This window comes from Candidatus Magnetaquiglobus sp. (assembly GCF_058402785.1).
Map to the genome: position 1 here is coordinate 1 of NZ_JBZVFG010000067.1, position 15,701 is coordinate 15,701.

Annotated in this window: 10 protein-coding genes and 1 tRNA gene; 9 read left to right on the forward strand and 2 right to left on the reverse strand. The window is 61.7% G+C overall.

From position 1 onward, the window contains the following. Positions 1-939 (forward strand): bacteriohemerythrin (locus ACV4UY_RS15435; RefSeq protein WP_491608463.1); only part of this gene is annotated, 939 nt, incomplete at its 5' end. 159 nt (positions 940-1,098) lie between these two features. On the opposite strand, the gene ACV4UY_RS15440 is transcribed toward ACV4UY_RS15435, so the two are convergent. Beyond that, a complete protein-coding gene (locus ACV4UY_RS15440) occupies positions 1,099-3,393 on the reverse strand; it encodes a methyltransferase domain-containing protein (RefSeq protein WP_491608464.1) in 2,295 nt (764 codons plus the stop codon). A gap of 359 nt (positions 3,394-3,752) precedes the next feature. On the opposite strand from ACV4UY_RS15440, the gene ACV4UY_RS15445 reads away from it, so the two are divergent. The 3 genes from ACV4UY_RS15445 (at position 3,753) to ACV4UY_RS15455 (ending at position 8,138) form a co-directional block, all read left to right on the forward strand. Beyond that, positions 3,753-3,829, forward strand: a tRNA-Asp gene (locus ACV4UY_RS15445). 129 nt (positions 3,830-3,958) lie between these two features. Continuing rightward, a complete protein-coding gene (locus tag ACV4UY_RS15450) occupies positions 3,959-5,230 on the forward strand; it encodes an ATP-grasp domain-containing protein (protein ID WP_491608465.1) in 1,272 nt (423 codons plus the stop codon). A gap of 142 nt (positions 5,231-5,372) precedes the next feature. Next, positions 5,373-8,138, forward strand: coding sequence for a CoA-binding protein (locus ACV4UY_RS15455; RefSeq protein ID WP_491608466.1), 2,766 nt, complete (start codon positions 5,373-5,375; stop codon positions 8,136-8,138). Between the two features lie 177 nt (positions 8,139-8,315). Here the strand turns inward: ACV4UY_RS15455 and ACV4UY_RS15460 are convergent, their stop codons facing one another. Beyond that, complete coding sequence (locus ACV4UY_RS15460; protein ID WP_491608467.1) at positions 8,316-11,039, reverse strand: PAS domain S-box protein; 2,724 nt, start codon at positions 11,037-11,039, stop codon at positions 8,316-8,318. A gap of 233 nt (positions 11,040-11,272) precedes the next feature. Between ACV4UY_RS15460 and ACV4UY_RS15465 the strand changes: the two genes are divergently transcribed. From ACV4UY_RS15465 to ACV4UY_RS15485, 5 genes are all read left to right on the forward strand, one after another. Then, positions 11,273-12,001, forward strand: a complete 729-nt coding sequence (locus ACV4UY_RS15465) for a WbqC family protein (protein ID WP_491608472.1) — start codon at positions 11,273-11,275, stop codon at positions 11,999-12,001. A 49-nt stretch (positions 12,002-12,050) separates the two neighbouring features. Then, positions 12,051-13,016: a glycoside hydrolase family protein gene (locus ACV4UY_RS15470; RefSeq protein WP_491608468.1), complete on the forward strand. Its 966-nt coding sequence runs from the start codon at positions 12,051-12,053 to the stop codon at positions 13,014-13,016. Beyond that, a complete protein-coding gene (locus tag ACV4UY_RS15475) occupies positions 13,009-13,998 on the forward strand; it encodes a glycoside hydrolase family protein (RefSeq protein WP_491608469.1) in 990 nt (329 codons plus the stop codon). Before ACV4UY_RS15470 ends, ACV4UY_RS15475 begins: the two co-directional genes overlap by 8 nt. Beyond that, positions 13,995-14,438 carry a GNAT family N-acetyltransferase gene (locus ACV4UY_RS15480; RefSeq protein WP_491608470.1) on the forward strand — a complete coding sequence of 148 codons (444 nt, stop codon included), beginning with the start codon at positions 13,995-13,997 and terminating at the stop codon, positions 14,436-14,438. Before ACV4UY_RS15475 ends, ACV4UY_RS15480 begins: the two co-directional genes overlap by 4 nt. 300 nt (positions 14,439-14,738) lie before the next feature. Beyond that, positions 14,739-15,440, forward strand: coding sequence for a DUF47 domain-containing protein (locus ACV4UY_RS15485; protein ID WP_491608471.1), 702 nt, complete (start codon positions 14,739-14,741; stop codon positions 15,438-15,440). Positions 15,441-15,701 lie beyond the last annotated feature (261 nt).

The window sequence follows — 15,701 nt, forward strand, 5'->3', positions numbered from 1 at the left end:
ATGCGCGCCCGGCTCAAGGATGTGGAGATTCCAGCCCTGCACGGTCAGCATGAACAGTTGGTGGAGTTGATCGTGCGTCTCTACGGCGAGGTGCGCAAGCTGCAAAAGGAGACCCCGGATCCGGATTCGGTCGCTTCCTTGCGCGGCACGCTTCAGGATCTCAAGAGCTATGCAACCCGCCACTTCCAGGAGGAGGAGGCGTTCATGCACCGGATCCACTATCCAGGCGTGGCCGCCCACGCCGAAGCGCATCGGATATTCGTCAAGACGTTGTTGGATCTCGAAGCGCGCATCTGGCGGGAGTCGATCTCCTTCGTGGTCGATCTGCTTCATCTGGTGGTGGGGTGGTTGTTTCAGCACATCAACCAGTTGGACATGGCGTATGCCCGTTTTTCCAAGGGTGGGGAGTCTCCCAAGGCCTGCACCGAAGCGTCTCCGCACGCCGTTTCCGCCGCGTCGCGCGGTATGGGTTCCGACAGTGCGAAATCCGGGCGGGAGTTGTCGTTTCGGGAGTCGATGCGTCTCAGGCTGCGCAAGACCGGCATCGATGCATTCGATCGAGAACATCTGGAGTTGATGAACCGGATCGTCCACATCAACACTCTGGCCGGAAAATTGACCTTGCGTCCTCCGACCTCCAGGGATTGGGAGGAGATCGATCAGGCGGTGGCGTTCTTGCTGGGATATTGCAGCACGCATTTTTCCGGTGAGGAGGCGTGGATGACCGAGGTGGGTTATCCGAAACGGGCCGAGCATGCCCGGGAGCATCATCGTTTGTTGATCCGACTCAAGGAGTTGGCGGGCCGTTTGACCCAGGATCGGAATATCTACTTCATCGTGGACATGAATTTGTTCGTCACCGAGTGGTTCTTGACCCATACGATCCGGTCCGATGCTCTTTACGGGGAGTTTGCCAGGAGTCGCGGGATCTGTCGTTGATTGTTGCGGGGGATGAAGGTTTGAGGTGGGGAATTTTACCCTGGACCTCCCCGACGGGAGTTCCAGGGTAACTGGCATGATGGGGGGAGAACCCCCTCACCCCCCGACCGTGGACCTCCCCGACGGGAGTTCCACGGTAAACTCCGTCCGGGTCTCACCTCACCCCCTGGCCCACCCCTCGGCATTCTCGACGCCCATCTCCAGCAACAACGCATCCAAATAGAACTTCGTGGCCCAGTTCAACACCTCATGCCGACCATAGCCACCCCCAAACGGATAAGAACCCGGCATCCCGCCACGTATCGCGCCATCCACCCCGTCACACCGCTGCATCCGCTTCAAGAAGCCCAAGGTGCGCCGCGCCGCTTCATGGAATCCGTCATCCCCGCACCGTTCCGCCAATACCAGCCACAACCCGGCCAACTGCGCACTGCCGGTCAGACAGTCCCAATTCACCACGCCACGCCACTGCCCGTCCAAACGTCCGGGGATCCGCCCCAGGGGAGATTGACAGCCAAGCAAAGCCCGACCAGCCAACTCCACCCGTCGCAACCAGGCCGGCTCGTCCAGGGAGATCGCCGCGCCGGCGAGCCCCTCCATGGCATAGCAGATGGTATGCAACAACGGCGCGGACGGATCGGAAAGACAGTTGTCGGCAAACCAGCCGTTCTCCTGCTGACGCCCGAGGACGTGACGGATGTTCCGGATGCCGGCATCCCGGTATTTCGCCTCCCCGGTTTCGATGCCCAGACGGATCAACGCCCACCCCACGCGGCTGTTGTAGGTGGTGCTCTCGGCCTTGGCATAGCGGGAGTTGCCTTGACGCCAATCCCCCTCCGGCGACTGGACACGCAACAGGTATGCCCCGGCACGCATGGCCGCCTCCAGGTGGCGCCCATCACCGGTTTCGGCATGGGCGCGCAGCCAGCCGAACAGCACCTGCCCGGTGTTGAACACCGCGGGTGACCGTTTCTGATCGACCGTGCCACCCATCACCGCGCCGTTGGGGAGCTGCATGGCGATCTCCCAGTCGGCCATGCGCGCGGCACGGCTTCGGGCCTCGGCCTCCGGGACCAGGGCCGCCGTCCGATAGAGGGTGGGGATGATGTATCCGGTGGTCTCCGGATAGGAGGGCTGCCAGCCGCCACCCCGGAATTGTGGGCTCCAACCCGCGGCAAAAGCCCGACTCACTCCGTGATCCGGAGTGGCGTCCTGGGCGCGGCACAGCCAGAGCACCCCCTCGCGCAGATGCGTGGTGACATCCTGCACCGGCAGGGTATCGTAAGGTTGGCGCTCGCGGATCCAGGCGTTGACGGCGCGCGCGCTCACCAGGGGAGAGGAGATCCAGGCGTGACCGAGGGTTTTGAAGATCCGTTCGCCGAAGGTGCTCCAGGCGGGTTTGGGACCGATGGTGCCGCACAGAACGAACTTTTCCAGGGTATGGCGCAGGACGGGCCAACCGCCGATCCGTTTTTCCAGGGCAAAGCAGGCGTCGTAATAACGACGCAGGAAATGCGGGGCGTGTTTGCGCAGAACGGCGTCGATGTAAAACGGTTGAAAGAGATACTTGTGAAACCCGAACCCCGCGCCACGTCCTTCGATGCGACCGACGCCGGCGCGGCGCATCCACCGCTTGATCTCCCACCAGCTGTTGTAGCGGTCATGATCCAGCCCCCAGTCCGCAAAGGGGGACATGGAGCGGAACAGCAGACGGAACGGGGCGTTGAACACCTCCCGAATGGGCGACATGCGGATCTGTTTATAGAGGGTTTTCAGGTTCCAGGTGTTGTAGATCTCGAGGATCAGCCGTCCGTTGGGTTGGGTGATTCGGGCCAGTTCGCCAACCGCGCGCTCCTGTTCCTTGAGATGTTGAAGCACGCGACAGCTGATCACGGTATCGAACAGCGCGTTCTTGAAGGGCAGGGACTCCAGTTCGCAGCAGACGTGAAAATCGCCGCGACCCTTGCCGCGGGCGATGCGCAACAGGTTCAGCGAAGCATCCACCCCCACCTTGAGGGTATCGTTTGGAAAGGTGGTGAGGAACCGACCGTTGCCGCAGCCGGCATCGAGCAGCGCGCGGGGTGGGCGGGTGGCGTAATGGACGGCCATGGCATGGATTTCGGAGTGGTGGTTGTAGACTCCGAACGGGTCCTCGCCGCCCTCCACCTTGGCGTCGTAGAGATGCGCCTTTTCGGCGGAGTCCCAATAGCGCTGGAAGAGGTCGTCGAGGCTCTCCTGGCGGTTGCCCGGAAAGAGTACCGGGATGCCATCGATGACTGGAAAACCGGCCCCGCATGTGTCGCAGGTCAGGGCCTCGGTCCAGGGTTTGTCGGTGGGACGGGAGAGCTGGAGATCTCCCTGGCAGTTGGGACAGCACAAAAAGGGGAGAAAGGTCTCCAGGGTGACGGGTCTGGGAAGCTCGGCAGGAGCCGCTGGCAGGGTGTGCCCATTCATGTGGCGTGTCATCCGGGAAATATTCTAAAGGTGAGATCCGACCTGTTTTCGACATGCGGGCCGGGCGCGTCGAACCCGGCTTGCGCATCCATTCGAGGATAACGGTTCCCGCCTGCTTCGGAAAGGGACAACCAACTCTTTGGTTCGGGAAAGGAACCAATCCTGCATGCGGGCCAGGCGAACGCCATGATGATTTCCCGATTCGGTGCCCAGGTTTCCCGCGGGAGGGGCCGGAAAAAAACACGCACAATCCTCCTTGACGACCCCTGGCAATATGTGGATAATCCCTCCCCGCGACAACACACTGGTATCGGTTGAATCCAGAATCAACTCTGTCGCAACGCACATAATCATGTTACGGGGGCGTAGTTCAGTCGGTTAGAATGCCGGCCTGTCACGCCGGAGGTCGCGGGTTCGAGCCCCGTCGCTCCCGCCATGCACGATGCTCAAGGAACGGGTAATGAAGGCACCAAGCGGTGTCGAATTTACCCGTTTTTTGTTGTGGCATCATCCGGGGGGATCCATTTTTCAATCAATGTCACAAAAAGAGTGAGGTACCGCACCGATGCAAATCACCGGCATGAAATGGGGGGCCAAATTACTCAAATACGTCGATTTTCCCTGCGCCGAGGTTCTCGGGCCGGAAGCGACGCCCGATGAGATCAAGGCCCTGATCGACAAATGGGGGGGCTGCCTGATCAAACCCATCTTCAAAGGCGGAATCGGCAAGAAAGGCAAGGCGGGTCTGGTTGGCAAGGCCACGGATGTTCGCACCGCGCTCAAGGAAAAGGAGCGTCTCTACTTTGCCGAGCACACCCACGGCAATCAATCCTCCAAATCCGAGGGGGTCACCTTCGAGGGGTTCGTCAAGGCCGAGCACGAGATCTACGTCTCCCTGACCGACAACACCGTCTACCGCGCGCCCACCCTGACCATCACCCACCACGGCGGCATGGACATCGAAGAGTTGCCCCCCAGCCAGATCGCGGTGGTGCCGTTCGATCCTCTGACCGGTTTGAAGGGGTTCGTCATCTCCAACGCCCTGGACAAGATGAATGCCCCGAACGAAATCCTGAGCCCGCTGGTGCAGAACATCACCAAGCTGTGGGATCTGTTCAACAACTACGGCATGACCACCCTGGAGATCAACCCGATCCGCATCTGGCGCGATCCGAACGGTCGCCTGGTCCCGATCGCCTGCGATTTCAAGTGCTCCTTCGACGGCGACGACCGCAACGCCAGACGCCTCAACCTGCCCGCGACCCTCGACAGCATCCATCTTTCGGACTACGAACTCGAGGTCAACCAACTGCGTACCTATCAGGGCCAGTCGGATGTGTATGTGATCAATCCCGCCGGCACCATCACCGCCATGACCTTCGGCGGTGGCGCCAACGCCCTGGTGACCGAACTGCTGGGCGATCTGGCCACCATCTCCTCGGACTTCGGTGGCAATCCGCCCTACGCGAAGATGAAGCAGATCAGCGACATCACCTACAAACACTGGCTCGGCCAAACCAACGTGCTCTTCTTGATCGGCGGCAAGGCCAACAATACCGACATCTACGAGACCTTCCGCGCCATGGGCGACGGATTGCGCTCCTATTTCAACGAGCGCGGTCCCACGCCGCTGTTCGTGGTGGTGGGACGCGGCGGTCCCAATCTGGTGCAGGGTCTGGGCTATCTCAAGGATACCCTGGACTCCCTGGGGATCCCGCATGCCATGTTCGGTTACGACTCCGCCATGAGCGAGGTGATCAACTACGCCGTGGCCGTGGACACCTGGATGAAGAACGGTGGCCGTCAGGTGATCGCCCAGAAGATGGGGGTCAGGTAACCCGTTCGGGATAAAACGGCATTTGCCGTGGAACTCCCGACCGGGCGTTCCACGGGTGGGGGGGCGAGGGGCCTCCCCCCATCGTGCAACTCTCGTCAAACTCGCGATCCCACGCGCTTTCATAAGGACAACGAGGTCATCCATGCCATTGATCGATACCATGCCCGCCATGGGGCAAAATTTTCTGCATCCGAAGGGCGAAAAGGAGTTTCCCTACTTCGTCGGCATCCACTCCCTGGCCGATCTGGCCACCAAGGAGGATCGGGTTTGCGTGCTCAACATCCTGGGCGGCGAAAGCACCACGGTCACGCCGATCAGCCATGAGTACTCCGGCGGCAACATCGTCTGCGGCGTCATGCCGGGCCGCTCCGGCGCGGTGCTGAAAACCAAGATCGGCGACATCCCGGTCTACAACAACGTGCTCGAGGCCCTCAACGACGGCAAGAAATTCAACGTCGCCGTGGTCTACGTCCCACCGGACGGGGTGAAGGACGCAGTGATCGAGGCGGTGCGCGTCAACCCGGATCTCAAGAAGGTGGTGATCCTCACCGAGAAGGTGAAGGTCAAGCACGCCCGCATGATCCGTCAATACTGCCAGTGGCGCGGCGTGGATGTCTTCGGCGCCAACTGCCTGGGGCTGGGCGATGCCCACAACCACGTGCGCATCGGTGGCGCCCTGGGCGGCAACGCTCCCCACGAGTCGCTGGTCCCCGGATCGGTGGGCCTCTACTCCAACTCCGGCAACTTCACCACCACCATCGCCACCTACCTGCTCACCGCCGGTTGGGGTACCACGGTGTCGGTGTCGTCGGGCAAGGATGTCTACATCCACTTCGCCGCCCCGGAGTTCACCCATGCCATGCACAACGACGACCGTACCAAGGCCGCCGTGATGTACATCGAGCCGGGTGGATACTACGAGCGCGATCTGGTGTTCCGCAAGCCGGTGGTGGCCTGCGTGGTGGGCCGCTGGAAGGCCAAGCTGACCCGCTCCTGCGGTCACGCCGGCGCCATCGCCGGATCCGGCGACGACGCAGCCTCCAAGGAGCGCTGGTTCATGGAGAAGTTCGGGGTCCGGGCGATCTTCACCCCCGAAACCCCGGCCTGCTCGGCCAAGGGCGCGGTGGTGACCAACATCGCCCACATCCCCCAGGCCATGACCGCCGTGATGATGATGAACGGCATCAAGCCCGATTTCGAGCCGCGCGGCGATCTGGCCCTCAAGTGCTGGTTCTTCTCCAACCAGGATATCGCCCTGCCCAAGGAGTTGCAGCTCCCGGTGGTCGAGGCGCTCGCCCCCTACAACGAGCAGATCGCCGCACAGGGCAAGCAGGTCGGCGCCATCTTCCCGCGTCAGGCGATGAAGGATTGCTCCGGCGCCTCGCGCATGGATCCCAAAACCCAGGTCTCCCAGGTGCATGGCGTGAGCGTGCTCGATGCCTCCACCCACACCCTGGAAGAGAATCTGGTGATGTCCTTGACGCGCGAATATCCGGATGCCACCGGTCGCGCCATGGCCAACATCGCCTTGAACGCCTTCGTGAACCACTTCGGTTTGCCGGGCATCCTGGCCGCCGACGCCGCCCGCGAGGCGGGCAGCAGTCCGAACGTGGTGCTCTCCACCGGCCTGGCCATGCTCGGACCCAACGAGATCAAGCCGGCGCGGGAGGCGGTGCAGGCCCTCATCGATCTGTTCGGCCACTCCGGCCTGACCGATCCGAACAATCTGGAATTCGACTTCCAGGCCCAACTCGCCCAGGCCACCGAGAGCGGCGTGCGCGACGTGCTGATCTCTCCGAAGAGCGGCAAGCGTGGCAAGTCGATGTTGAGCGCCCTGGAGGCGCGCGGCTGCAAATCGGTTTTCATCGAGTTCGTCAAGGCGTTGGGCGCGGGTAGCGAAGGGGTGCGCGACAGCACGGTGCTGGCTGCCATCTGCTGCCATCTGGCCTGGCGTGCCCTGGCGCGTCGTCGTCTGTCGGTGACCACCCTGCTGGCCATGCCGTGGCATTTCCGCATTTTCAGCTCCCTGGTGGGCTGCGTGGTGCCGTCGGTCCGTCAGGACAAGAAGAGCTTCTCGGGCGTGGACAACACCGAGCTGCTCGAATCCTGGAGTTTTACCGAGACCGCCTTTCTGTCTCTGTTCAACCGTCGCCCCAACGAGGAGGAGCTGTTCAGTTTCTCGGTGCTCGTGGGACTTTTGGTCACCAACGGACCGGGCACCATCTCCGCCCAGGGCCCGAAGGGCGCGGTCAGCGCCGACGGCCCGATGGCTCCGGAGCGGATCCAGATCAACAAGGCCTATCTGGGCTTCCTCTCCCACACCGGTTTCGCCCACGGCGGCAACGGCTACGAGGCGATCGCCTTTTTGATGGAGCGGTTCAAGGATTCCGGTCTCGCCGATCCGGGCGATCCGAATCATGGCCTGGATCTGATGGCCATGGCCATGGCCTATGCCGCCGAGTACAAGGCGTACAAGGTCAAGGCCAAGGGTGCCGGGAGCATGGATTACGCCAAGATTCCGTGCGTCAACCATCCGGTGTTCAAGGGCAAGCCGGAGAATTTCGATCCGCGCGAGGTGTTCGTGGACAACCTCTTCAAGCAGCGCGGCTCGTACAACGTGTTCCAGGATTTCTACCACCAGTTGGTGCATGCGCTGCACAAGAGCGGCATCAGCCGGGAGGTCTACTGCGTGAACGTGGACGCGGTGATCGCGGTTTTGTTGTTGAAGATGCTCTGGAAGCCGTATGCGCGTGGCGAGGTGAGTGCCGAGTCCATGGAGAGCGCGGCCTTCATCACCTTCCTGTTCGGGCGCATGATCGGCACCGCCGCCGAGGTGGACGATCACACCAATCGCGGTCGCGACATGGATACCCGCACCGCAGCGAGCGCCTGTTCCTACGTGTCGTAACGTGCAGGATGGGGGGAGAACCCCTCACCCCCTCATACCATGGACCTCCCTTCGGGAGTTCCATGGTATGTTTCAAGTCATCACCGGGGTCCGGGGGCGGTTGCCGCCCCCGGCGAAGGTCCGGAGGCAGCGCCTCCGGGACTTCTTCCTGGATCTCGCCTTTGCTTTTCGCGCGCTCTACGCGCCGGATCTCCCTCCCTCCGCGGCGATGGCGTTCAACGCCGCCAGCAATGCCTTCTTGCCGATCGGCTTGGAAAGATAGTGGTCACACCCGGCTGCCAGGCTGCGCTCCCGCTCCCCCTCCATGGCGTGGGCCGACAGGGTGATGATGGTGACCCGAGGAAGCGCGGTCGCACGTTCCCAGTCGCGAATGCGCCGTGCCGCCTCGTAGCCGTCCAGGCGTGGCATGCGCACATCCATGAACACCACATCGAACCGCTCGGCCTGGATCCTCTCCACGGCCTCGATCCCATCGGCGACCATCACCAGCTGGTGCGGGGTGTTCAGCAGGTAGTTCTCGAACAGGATGCGGTTCTCCTCGACATCCTCGGCCAGGAGAATCTTGAACGCTGGAGCGCATGATTCGTCCACCGGGTGTGCGCTGACGCACCTTTGCTCGGGCGTGGCCACCTCCTGGATGGGCAGGATGACATGAAAGACACTCCCTTCGCCCAGACGACTCTCCACCCAGATGCGCCCGCCCATCAACTCCACCAGGCGGCGAGAGATCGACAACCCCAACCCCGTCCCGCCAAACCGGCGCGTCACCCCGACATCGGCCTGCATGAACTGCTCGAAGATCAACCGCTGCTGCTCGGGCGAAATGCCGATGCCGGTATCCTCGACCGTGACGTGCAGCTGATCCGGGGTTTCCGGATCCCGTCGCACCCGAGCGTGGATGCGGCCCCGGTCGGTGAATTTCAGGGCATTGCCCAGCAGGTTGATCAGAATCTGCCGCATCCGGCTTTCGTCTCCCAGCATGGCCCCAGGCAGATCGTCGGCCAATTCCAGGCTCATCGTCACACCTTTCCCCTCCGCGGTCAGACGCATCAGATCGACGATCTCCTCGGTCACCCGACCGGGCGCGTAGGGGAGATGGCTGAGGGAAAACCGACCCGACTCGATGCGCGAGAAGTCGAGCACGTCGTTGATCACCCCCAAAAGGGTCTTGCCGGAGTTGTGCATGGTCTGTGCGAACAGACGCTGCCGATCGGTCAACTCGGTGTCCAGCAGCATCTCGGCCATGCCCAGCACCACGTTCATCGGCGTGCGGATTTCATGGCTCATGTTGGCCAGAAATTCGCTTTTCGCCTGGTTGGCCTCCTCGGCGCTCCGTTTGGCGTGGCGCAACGCCTCTTCGAGCTGTTTGCGCTCGGTGATGTCACGGGCCACGGCATAGATCAGATTGTTCTGGTAGGGGGTGGAGCGCCACTCGATCCAGCGGTGACTTCCATCCCGGCAGCGGTAGCGGTTGGTGAAGTTGAGGATCCGGTTCCCCTGCTCCAGGGCATTCATCGCCTCCAGAGTGGTTTCCCGGTCCTCGGGGTGGACATAATCCAGAAACAAGCTCCCCTGCAACTCTTCGAGGGGATAGCCGAGCGTCTGCTCCCAGGCGCGGTTCAGACGCAGAAAGCGACCCTGCATGTCGGCGATGCAGAGCAGATCCAGGGACATGGTGAAGAATCGATCCAGCTCCGCGGTCAATTTGCGCAGGGTGATTTCAGTGTGCTTGCGCTCGCTGATATCCAGAAGCGTGACCACGATGCGTTCCACCCGGTCATCTGGTCCGCGCAGACACTTCACATCGAGCTGTGTCTCCACGACCCGGCCATCCTTGCGGACGAAGCGTTTGTCGAGTACATAGCCGTCGATCGTGCCGTTGAGCACCTGTTGGTATTGTTGAAGATCCTTGTCCAGATCCTCGGGATGGGTCAGCTCGGCCCAGTTCATGGCAAACAGCTCGTCCCGGCTGTAGCCGAGCATCTGGCACAGGGCATCGTTGACGGATAACCACTGTTTGGTTTCCGGGCTGGTGATGGCCATGCCGATGAAGGGGAGATTGTAGAAGTGGCTCAACATCTCGTTCTGCTCGCGCAGGCGTTGATCGAGACGCTTGTTTTCGGTGATGTCCTCGATGGCCGAAACGATGAAGGTGCGGTTTGGTTCCGGACCGGGTAGCAGGGAGGCGGTCACCCTGGCCCAGATCACCTCTTGATCCCGTGTGAGGTATCGTTTTTCGAAGCGGGTCGAGGTGAGTTGTCCGTCGCGCAGTTGCAAGATGGCGTCGCGGCTCGACTCCAGGTCGTCCGGGTGGGTCACCTCCATGATGGTGGTGCCGAGAAGTTCGTCGGCGGATTCGTGGCCGAGCATGGCGGCAAAGGCCTGGTTGGCCTCGAGGAGCTGTCCATACTCCGTGTCGAGTCGGATCAGGCCGATGCCGACGTGATCGACCATGGCCCGGAACTTCGCCTCGCTCTGGGCGAGCAGATCCATGGCATGTTTCTGGGCGAGGCGGGCGCGATGCAGCTCCAGAAAGACCTCGATCTTGGCGATCAGGATCCGATCGTCGAAGGGTTTTTCCAGATAGTCCACCCCACCGAACTGGTAGGCGCGCAGCAGGTGCGGATGATCCTTGAAGGCCGCGGTCAGAAAGATGATCGGAATGTGGCGCGTACCCTCGAATCCTTTCAAGGCCTGGGCCACCTCGTAGCCATCCATGCCCGGCATGTCCACGTCGAGCAGGATCAGGGCCAGATCCCGGTGCAGCGCCTGGGCCAGGGCCGCCTCGCCGCCAGCGGCTTCGAGGATCTCGATGCGCAACGGCGCCAGCAGTCGGCGCATGGCCAGCAGATTGGCCGGTTTGTCGTCCACCACCAGAATACGGGAGTCAAACCCGCTCATCGTCGCTTTCCTTTCTTGACCACCCTGGGTGGCACGGCGTTCATGATCGTTCGGACCAGGCGTGACATCGATCGTTTTGGCGGTCAACCGTGGAGCCGGCCTGGAACCGTGGATTCTCCATGGGCGTGTTGTCGGTGCGTGACCGGGTGGGCCTGGCCGCTGGCAAGGCTCCAGGCACGTTCCCGAACGGTCTGGGCTTTGGCGCGGAAACGGTCTATGATCGCATGTCGAACATGGCAATCGGAAACCGGAGTCGATCAAGCGTGCGCACCGCGATCATGCAGCCCTATTTCTTTCCCTACATCGGCTATTTCCAGCTGATCCGGTCCGTGGATCGCTTCGTCGTCTATGATAACATCAAATATACGAAAAAGGGGTGGATCAATCGCAACCGCATTCTGCAAAACGGCGCGCCGGTCTGGTTCTCCCTGCCGCTGATGGCCGGTTCCGATGGGTTGGATATCGGCGCGCGCTACCTGGCAAGCGATTTCAAGCCCGAATCGCTCTTGAACCGCCTGCACGGCACCTACCGGCGCGCGCCCTGCTTCGAGGCGGTCTACCAGCTTGCCGAGGGGATTCTGCAGCACCCGGATCCCAATCTGTTCGCGTTTCTCGAGCATGGTCTGCACCGGGTGTGCGACCATCTCGGCATCCAAACCGAATGGGTGGTTTCGTCGCAGGTGCCGATCGATCACGACCTGAAAGCCCAGGAGAAGGTGATCGCCCTGTGCCGGGCGGTGGGCACGGATCTCTATGTCAATCCCATTGGCGGCCAGTCGCTCTACGAGCGCGCTGCGTTCGCGGAGGAGGGGATCGAGCTGCGTTTTCTCCAGGCCGGGTCGCTCCCGTACCGCCAGTTCGACGCGGAGTTCGTGCCGTGGCTGTCGATTCTCGATGTGATGATGTTCAATACCGTGGAGGAGATCCAGCAACGGTTTCTCCCCGGTTACACCCTGCTCTGACGCGTGGCGTCCGAGCATGACCCGCCTGGATAAAGAGGATGGATCATCCATGTTCACCTGGAAAAAACTCGGAAAACTCTTCAACCCTCAAGAGGTCACCGGACGTCCCTGGCTCAAGGAGTTCGCCCAGGGACCGGCGGTGCTGATCCAGGATCGGACGGTGCGGGTCTACTTCTCCTGCCGTCCGCCGGCGGACGAGCAGGGGCGTTATGTGAGCTATTCGTCCTTCGTGGAGCTGGATCGCCGGGAGCTGTTCCGGATCGTGCGGGTGGCCGAGGCGCCGATCCTGCCTTTGGGGGGGTTGGGAATGTTCGATGAGTTCGGCGTTTATCCGGTTTCGGTGATCCGGCGCCATGAGGAGGTGTGGGCCTATTACGGCGGCTGGACCCGTTGCGAATCGGTGCCGTTTGATGTGGCCATCGGACTGGCGATCAGCCGCGACGGCGGGGAGACCTTCACCCGGTTCGGTCCTGGACCGATCCTTTCCGCCTCCCCGGACGAGCCGTTCGTGTTGAGCGGTCCGAAGATTCGGCGTTTCAACGACCGTTATTATCTGTTCTACATCGCGGGTCGCACGTGGATTCTGGCCGATGGTCGGGCCGAACCGGTCTACAAGATCCGCATGGCCCACTCCGAGGATGGGATCCACTGGATCCGTCACAACCAGGATCTGCTTCCGTCGCGGGTCGAGCCGGACGAGGCCCAGGCCAGCCCGGACGTTTTTTTCAGTGGTGGCCGCTATCACATGTTCTTTTGCTATCGTCACAGCACCGGCTATCGCGGGCGGGAGCGGGGCTATCGGATCGGCTATGCGGTGAGTGACGATCTGGTCAACTGGCGGCGCCACGACGACCGGGCCGGCATCGACATCTCCCCGAGCGGCTGGGATGACGAGATGATCAGCTATCCGCATGTGTTCGCCCTGGATGGCAAGGTCTACATGGCCTATCTGGGCAATCAGGTGGGTCGATACGGTTTTGGCCTGGCGGAACTGCAAGGAGATCTCGATGACTGAAAAGCGTGGTCCGGGTTTGTCGTGGCGCAAACTGGGAAAAATCTTCGATCCCAGAGAGCATCCCCTGCCGGATGGGTGCGTCGAGTTTGCCCAATCCCCCCAGACCCTGCTTCTGCCGGACCGGACGCGCATCTACTTCTCCACCCGTTCGGTGGATCCGGACAACGGCAAGTTCTTCAGCCGCGTGGCCTACGTGGATTTCACCCCGGATCTGGGAGAGATCCTCGGGGTTGCCGATCACACCGTGCTGCCGCTGGGGGGGTTGGGTTGCTTCGACGAGCACGGCATCTTCCCGATCAACATCCTCGCCCACCAGGACAAGGTGTTCGGTTATACGAGCGGCTGGAGCCGGCGGGTGGCGGTGTCGGTGGAGACCGCCATCGGTCTGGTGGTCAGCCACGACCAGGGGGCCACCTTCGAACGGGTCGGCACGGGACCGGTGCTCTCCGCCGCGCCCCAGGAGCCCTGTCTGGTGTGCGACGGCTTCGTGCGGGTGATCGATGGGCTGTTTCACATGTGGTACATCTTCGGCACCGGATGGAAACGGATCGCCCCGGATGCCCCTCCGGATCGGATCTACAAGATCGGGCATGCGGTTTCGAAGGACGGGCTCATTTGGGAGCGGCCCGAGGCGGGTCGCCAGTTGATCCCGGACCGGCTCGGTCCGGATGAGTGTCAGGCCCTGCCGAGCGTGCTCGAGCATGGCGGGTTGTATCACATGCTTTTCTGTTACCGCCACGCGGACGATTTTCGTCAGAACCGGAGTCGCGGCTACCGGATCGGCCATGCCTGGTCCGAAAACGGGCGCGACTGGCAGCGGGCCGACGAGCTGGGCACCCTTGAGGGGGATGCCGGCGGGTGGGATGGAGAGATGCAGTGCTATCCCCATCTGTTTGCCCGCGACGGGCGGGTGTTTCTTCTTTACAACGGCAACGCCTTTGGCCGGCACGGGTTTGGCGCCGCCGTTTTGCTGGACCCATGACCGGGCCCGCGCTTCGGATCGACACCGCCCCAGCCGCAGAGATCCGGCGCCATCTGACCGCCTGCGATGACCGGTTCGTTCCCCCGTTGAGCAGCCGGGTGGCGATCCCTGCCTATGCCGAAAAACTGCGCGCGCGCGCCATGACCGTCGAGGCGTGGGATGGGGCACGGCTGGTGGGACTGGTGGCGATCTACTGGAACGAGACTTCCGGCTACATCACCAATGTCAGCGTCGAGGCGGATTGGGCCGGTCGCGGCGTGGGGTCGGCATTGCTGGCCCAGGTGCTGGCCCAGGCCCGTCGGCGCGGGACGGCGTCGATCGATCTGGAGGTGAGGGAGGGGGCCGAACCGGCCTCGCGGCTCTATCGGGGGGCGGGATTCGTGGCCACCGGGGAGGCGGGGAGTTGCGCGGGGATGGTCCGTTTGATCTGGAACCCGTGACGCGACCGTTGTCGGGCGTGCTTCAGACGGTTCATGGCTTTTTAACAGAGTTCTTCCGGATGGGGAGAATGGGCCCGGATTGGTCGTTCACGGGGCGTCGGATGATCGTATATGTCCGTACAACGCATTGAAATTAAAGCATTAATCAATTGTTTATCATTAATTTACACACCACTCGCATTCCCTTCACATTCTTTCGCTAGCATGCCTCCCAACGGACAAAGCCGGTGCGCAATCCTGACCGGCTTTGTCAAGATTACCAAAGAAGGATGTTCAATCATTCCAGAGGGAGGTCTGATCATGAGTGGCAATGCCAAAACGTTGACCGAAAGAATCCTTGAGAACGTTTTTCCGACCGTGCCGGATTTTTTTGGCATGCTTGTCGAGCACAGCGAGGTGTGTTTGCAATCCATGCATGCCCTGGTGGGTTTCATGGAGACCCACGACGTTCAACAGGGCATTCTGGTTCGCGAGTTGGAGAAGAAGGGTGACGAGATCAAGGCGCGCAACATGGCGGTGTTGAATCAGGCTTTTGCCACGCCGTTGGATCGCGAGGACATTTACCGTGCGGTAGTGGCTGTCGATCAGATCATAAACTACGCCAAGACCACGGTGCGCGAGATGGAGGTTTTGGAGCTGACTCCGGACGCTTATACCCTGGAGATGGCGCAGATCATGCGTGATGGTGTGGTTGCGTTGAATGACGGTTTCAAGAAGCTCGCCACCACGCCCCTGGCGGCCACCGAGGATGCCATGGCGGCCAAGAAGGCAGAGCGTACCACCGAGAAGTGTTATCGCAAGGCGCTTGTTTCGTTGTTCCATGCGGATGACGCTTTCATGCAGGAGTTGGATGCGAATCCGGTTCATGCCGCGCCCAAGGCGATGATGCAGGTGATGGACATGTTCAAGCGTCGCGAGGTGTATCGTCACATGTCCAACTGTGCGGATCAGTTGGCCAAGGCTGGTTCGGTGCTGCAAGATATCGTGGTGCAGATCTCCTGATCGTCAAGAGGGGGGACCAATTCGTTCCAAGTGTTGCGGGGGGCCGGCGGGTTCCAGAGTGTTGCAGGGGTCCGGGGACCGTAAGGTCCCCGGCGGAGGTTCGGAGGCAGAGCCTCCGAGGTTTTGTCCTTGACTCTTCTTTTGACTTTGGCGCGCTCTTCAAAAAAGCGTTTTTTCGCGTTTTTTGCGAAAAAACGCTGCGCGCTGCCTTGGCTGCGGGAACGTTTCGCGCCTTTGGCGAAACGTTCCCGCGAACATGGC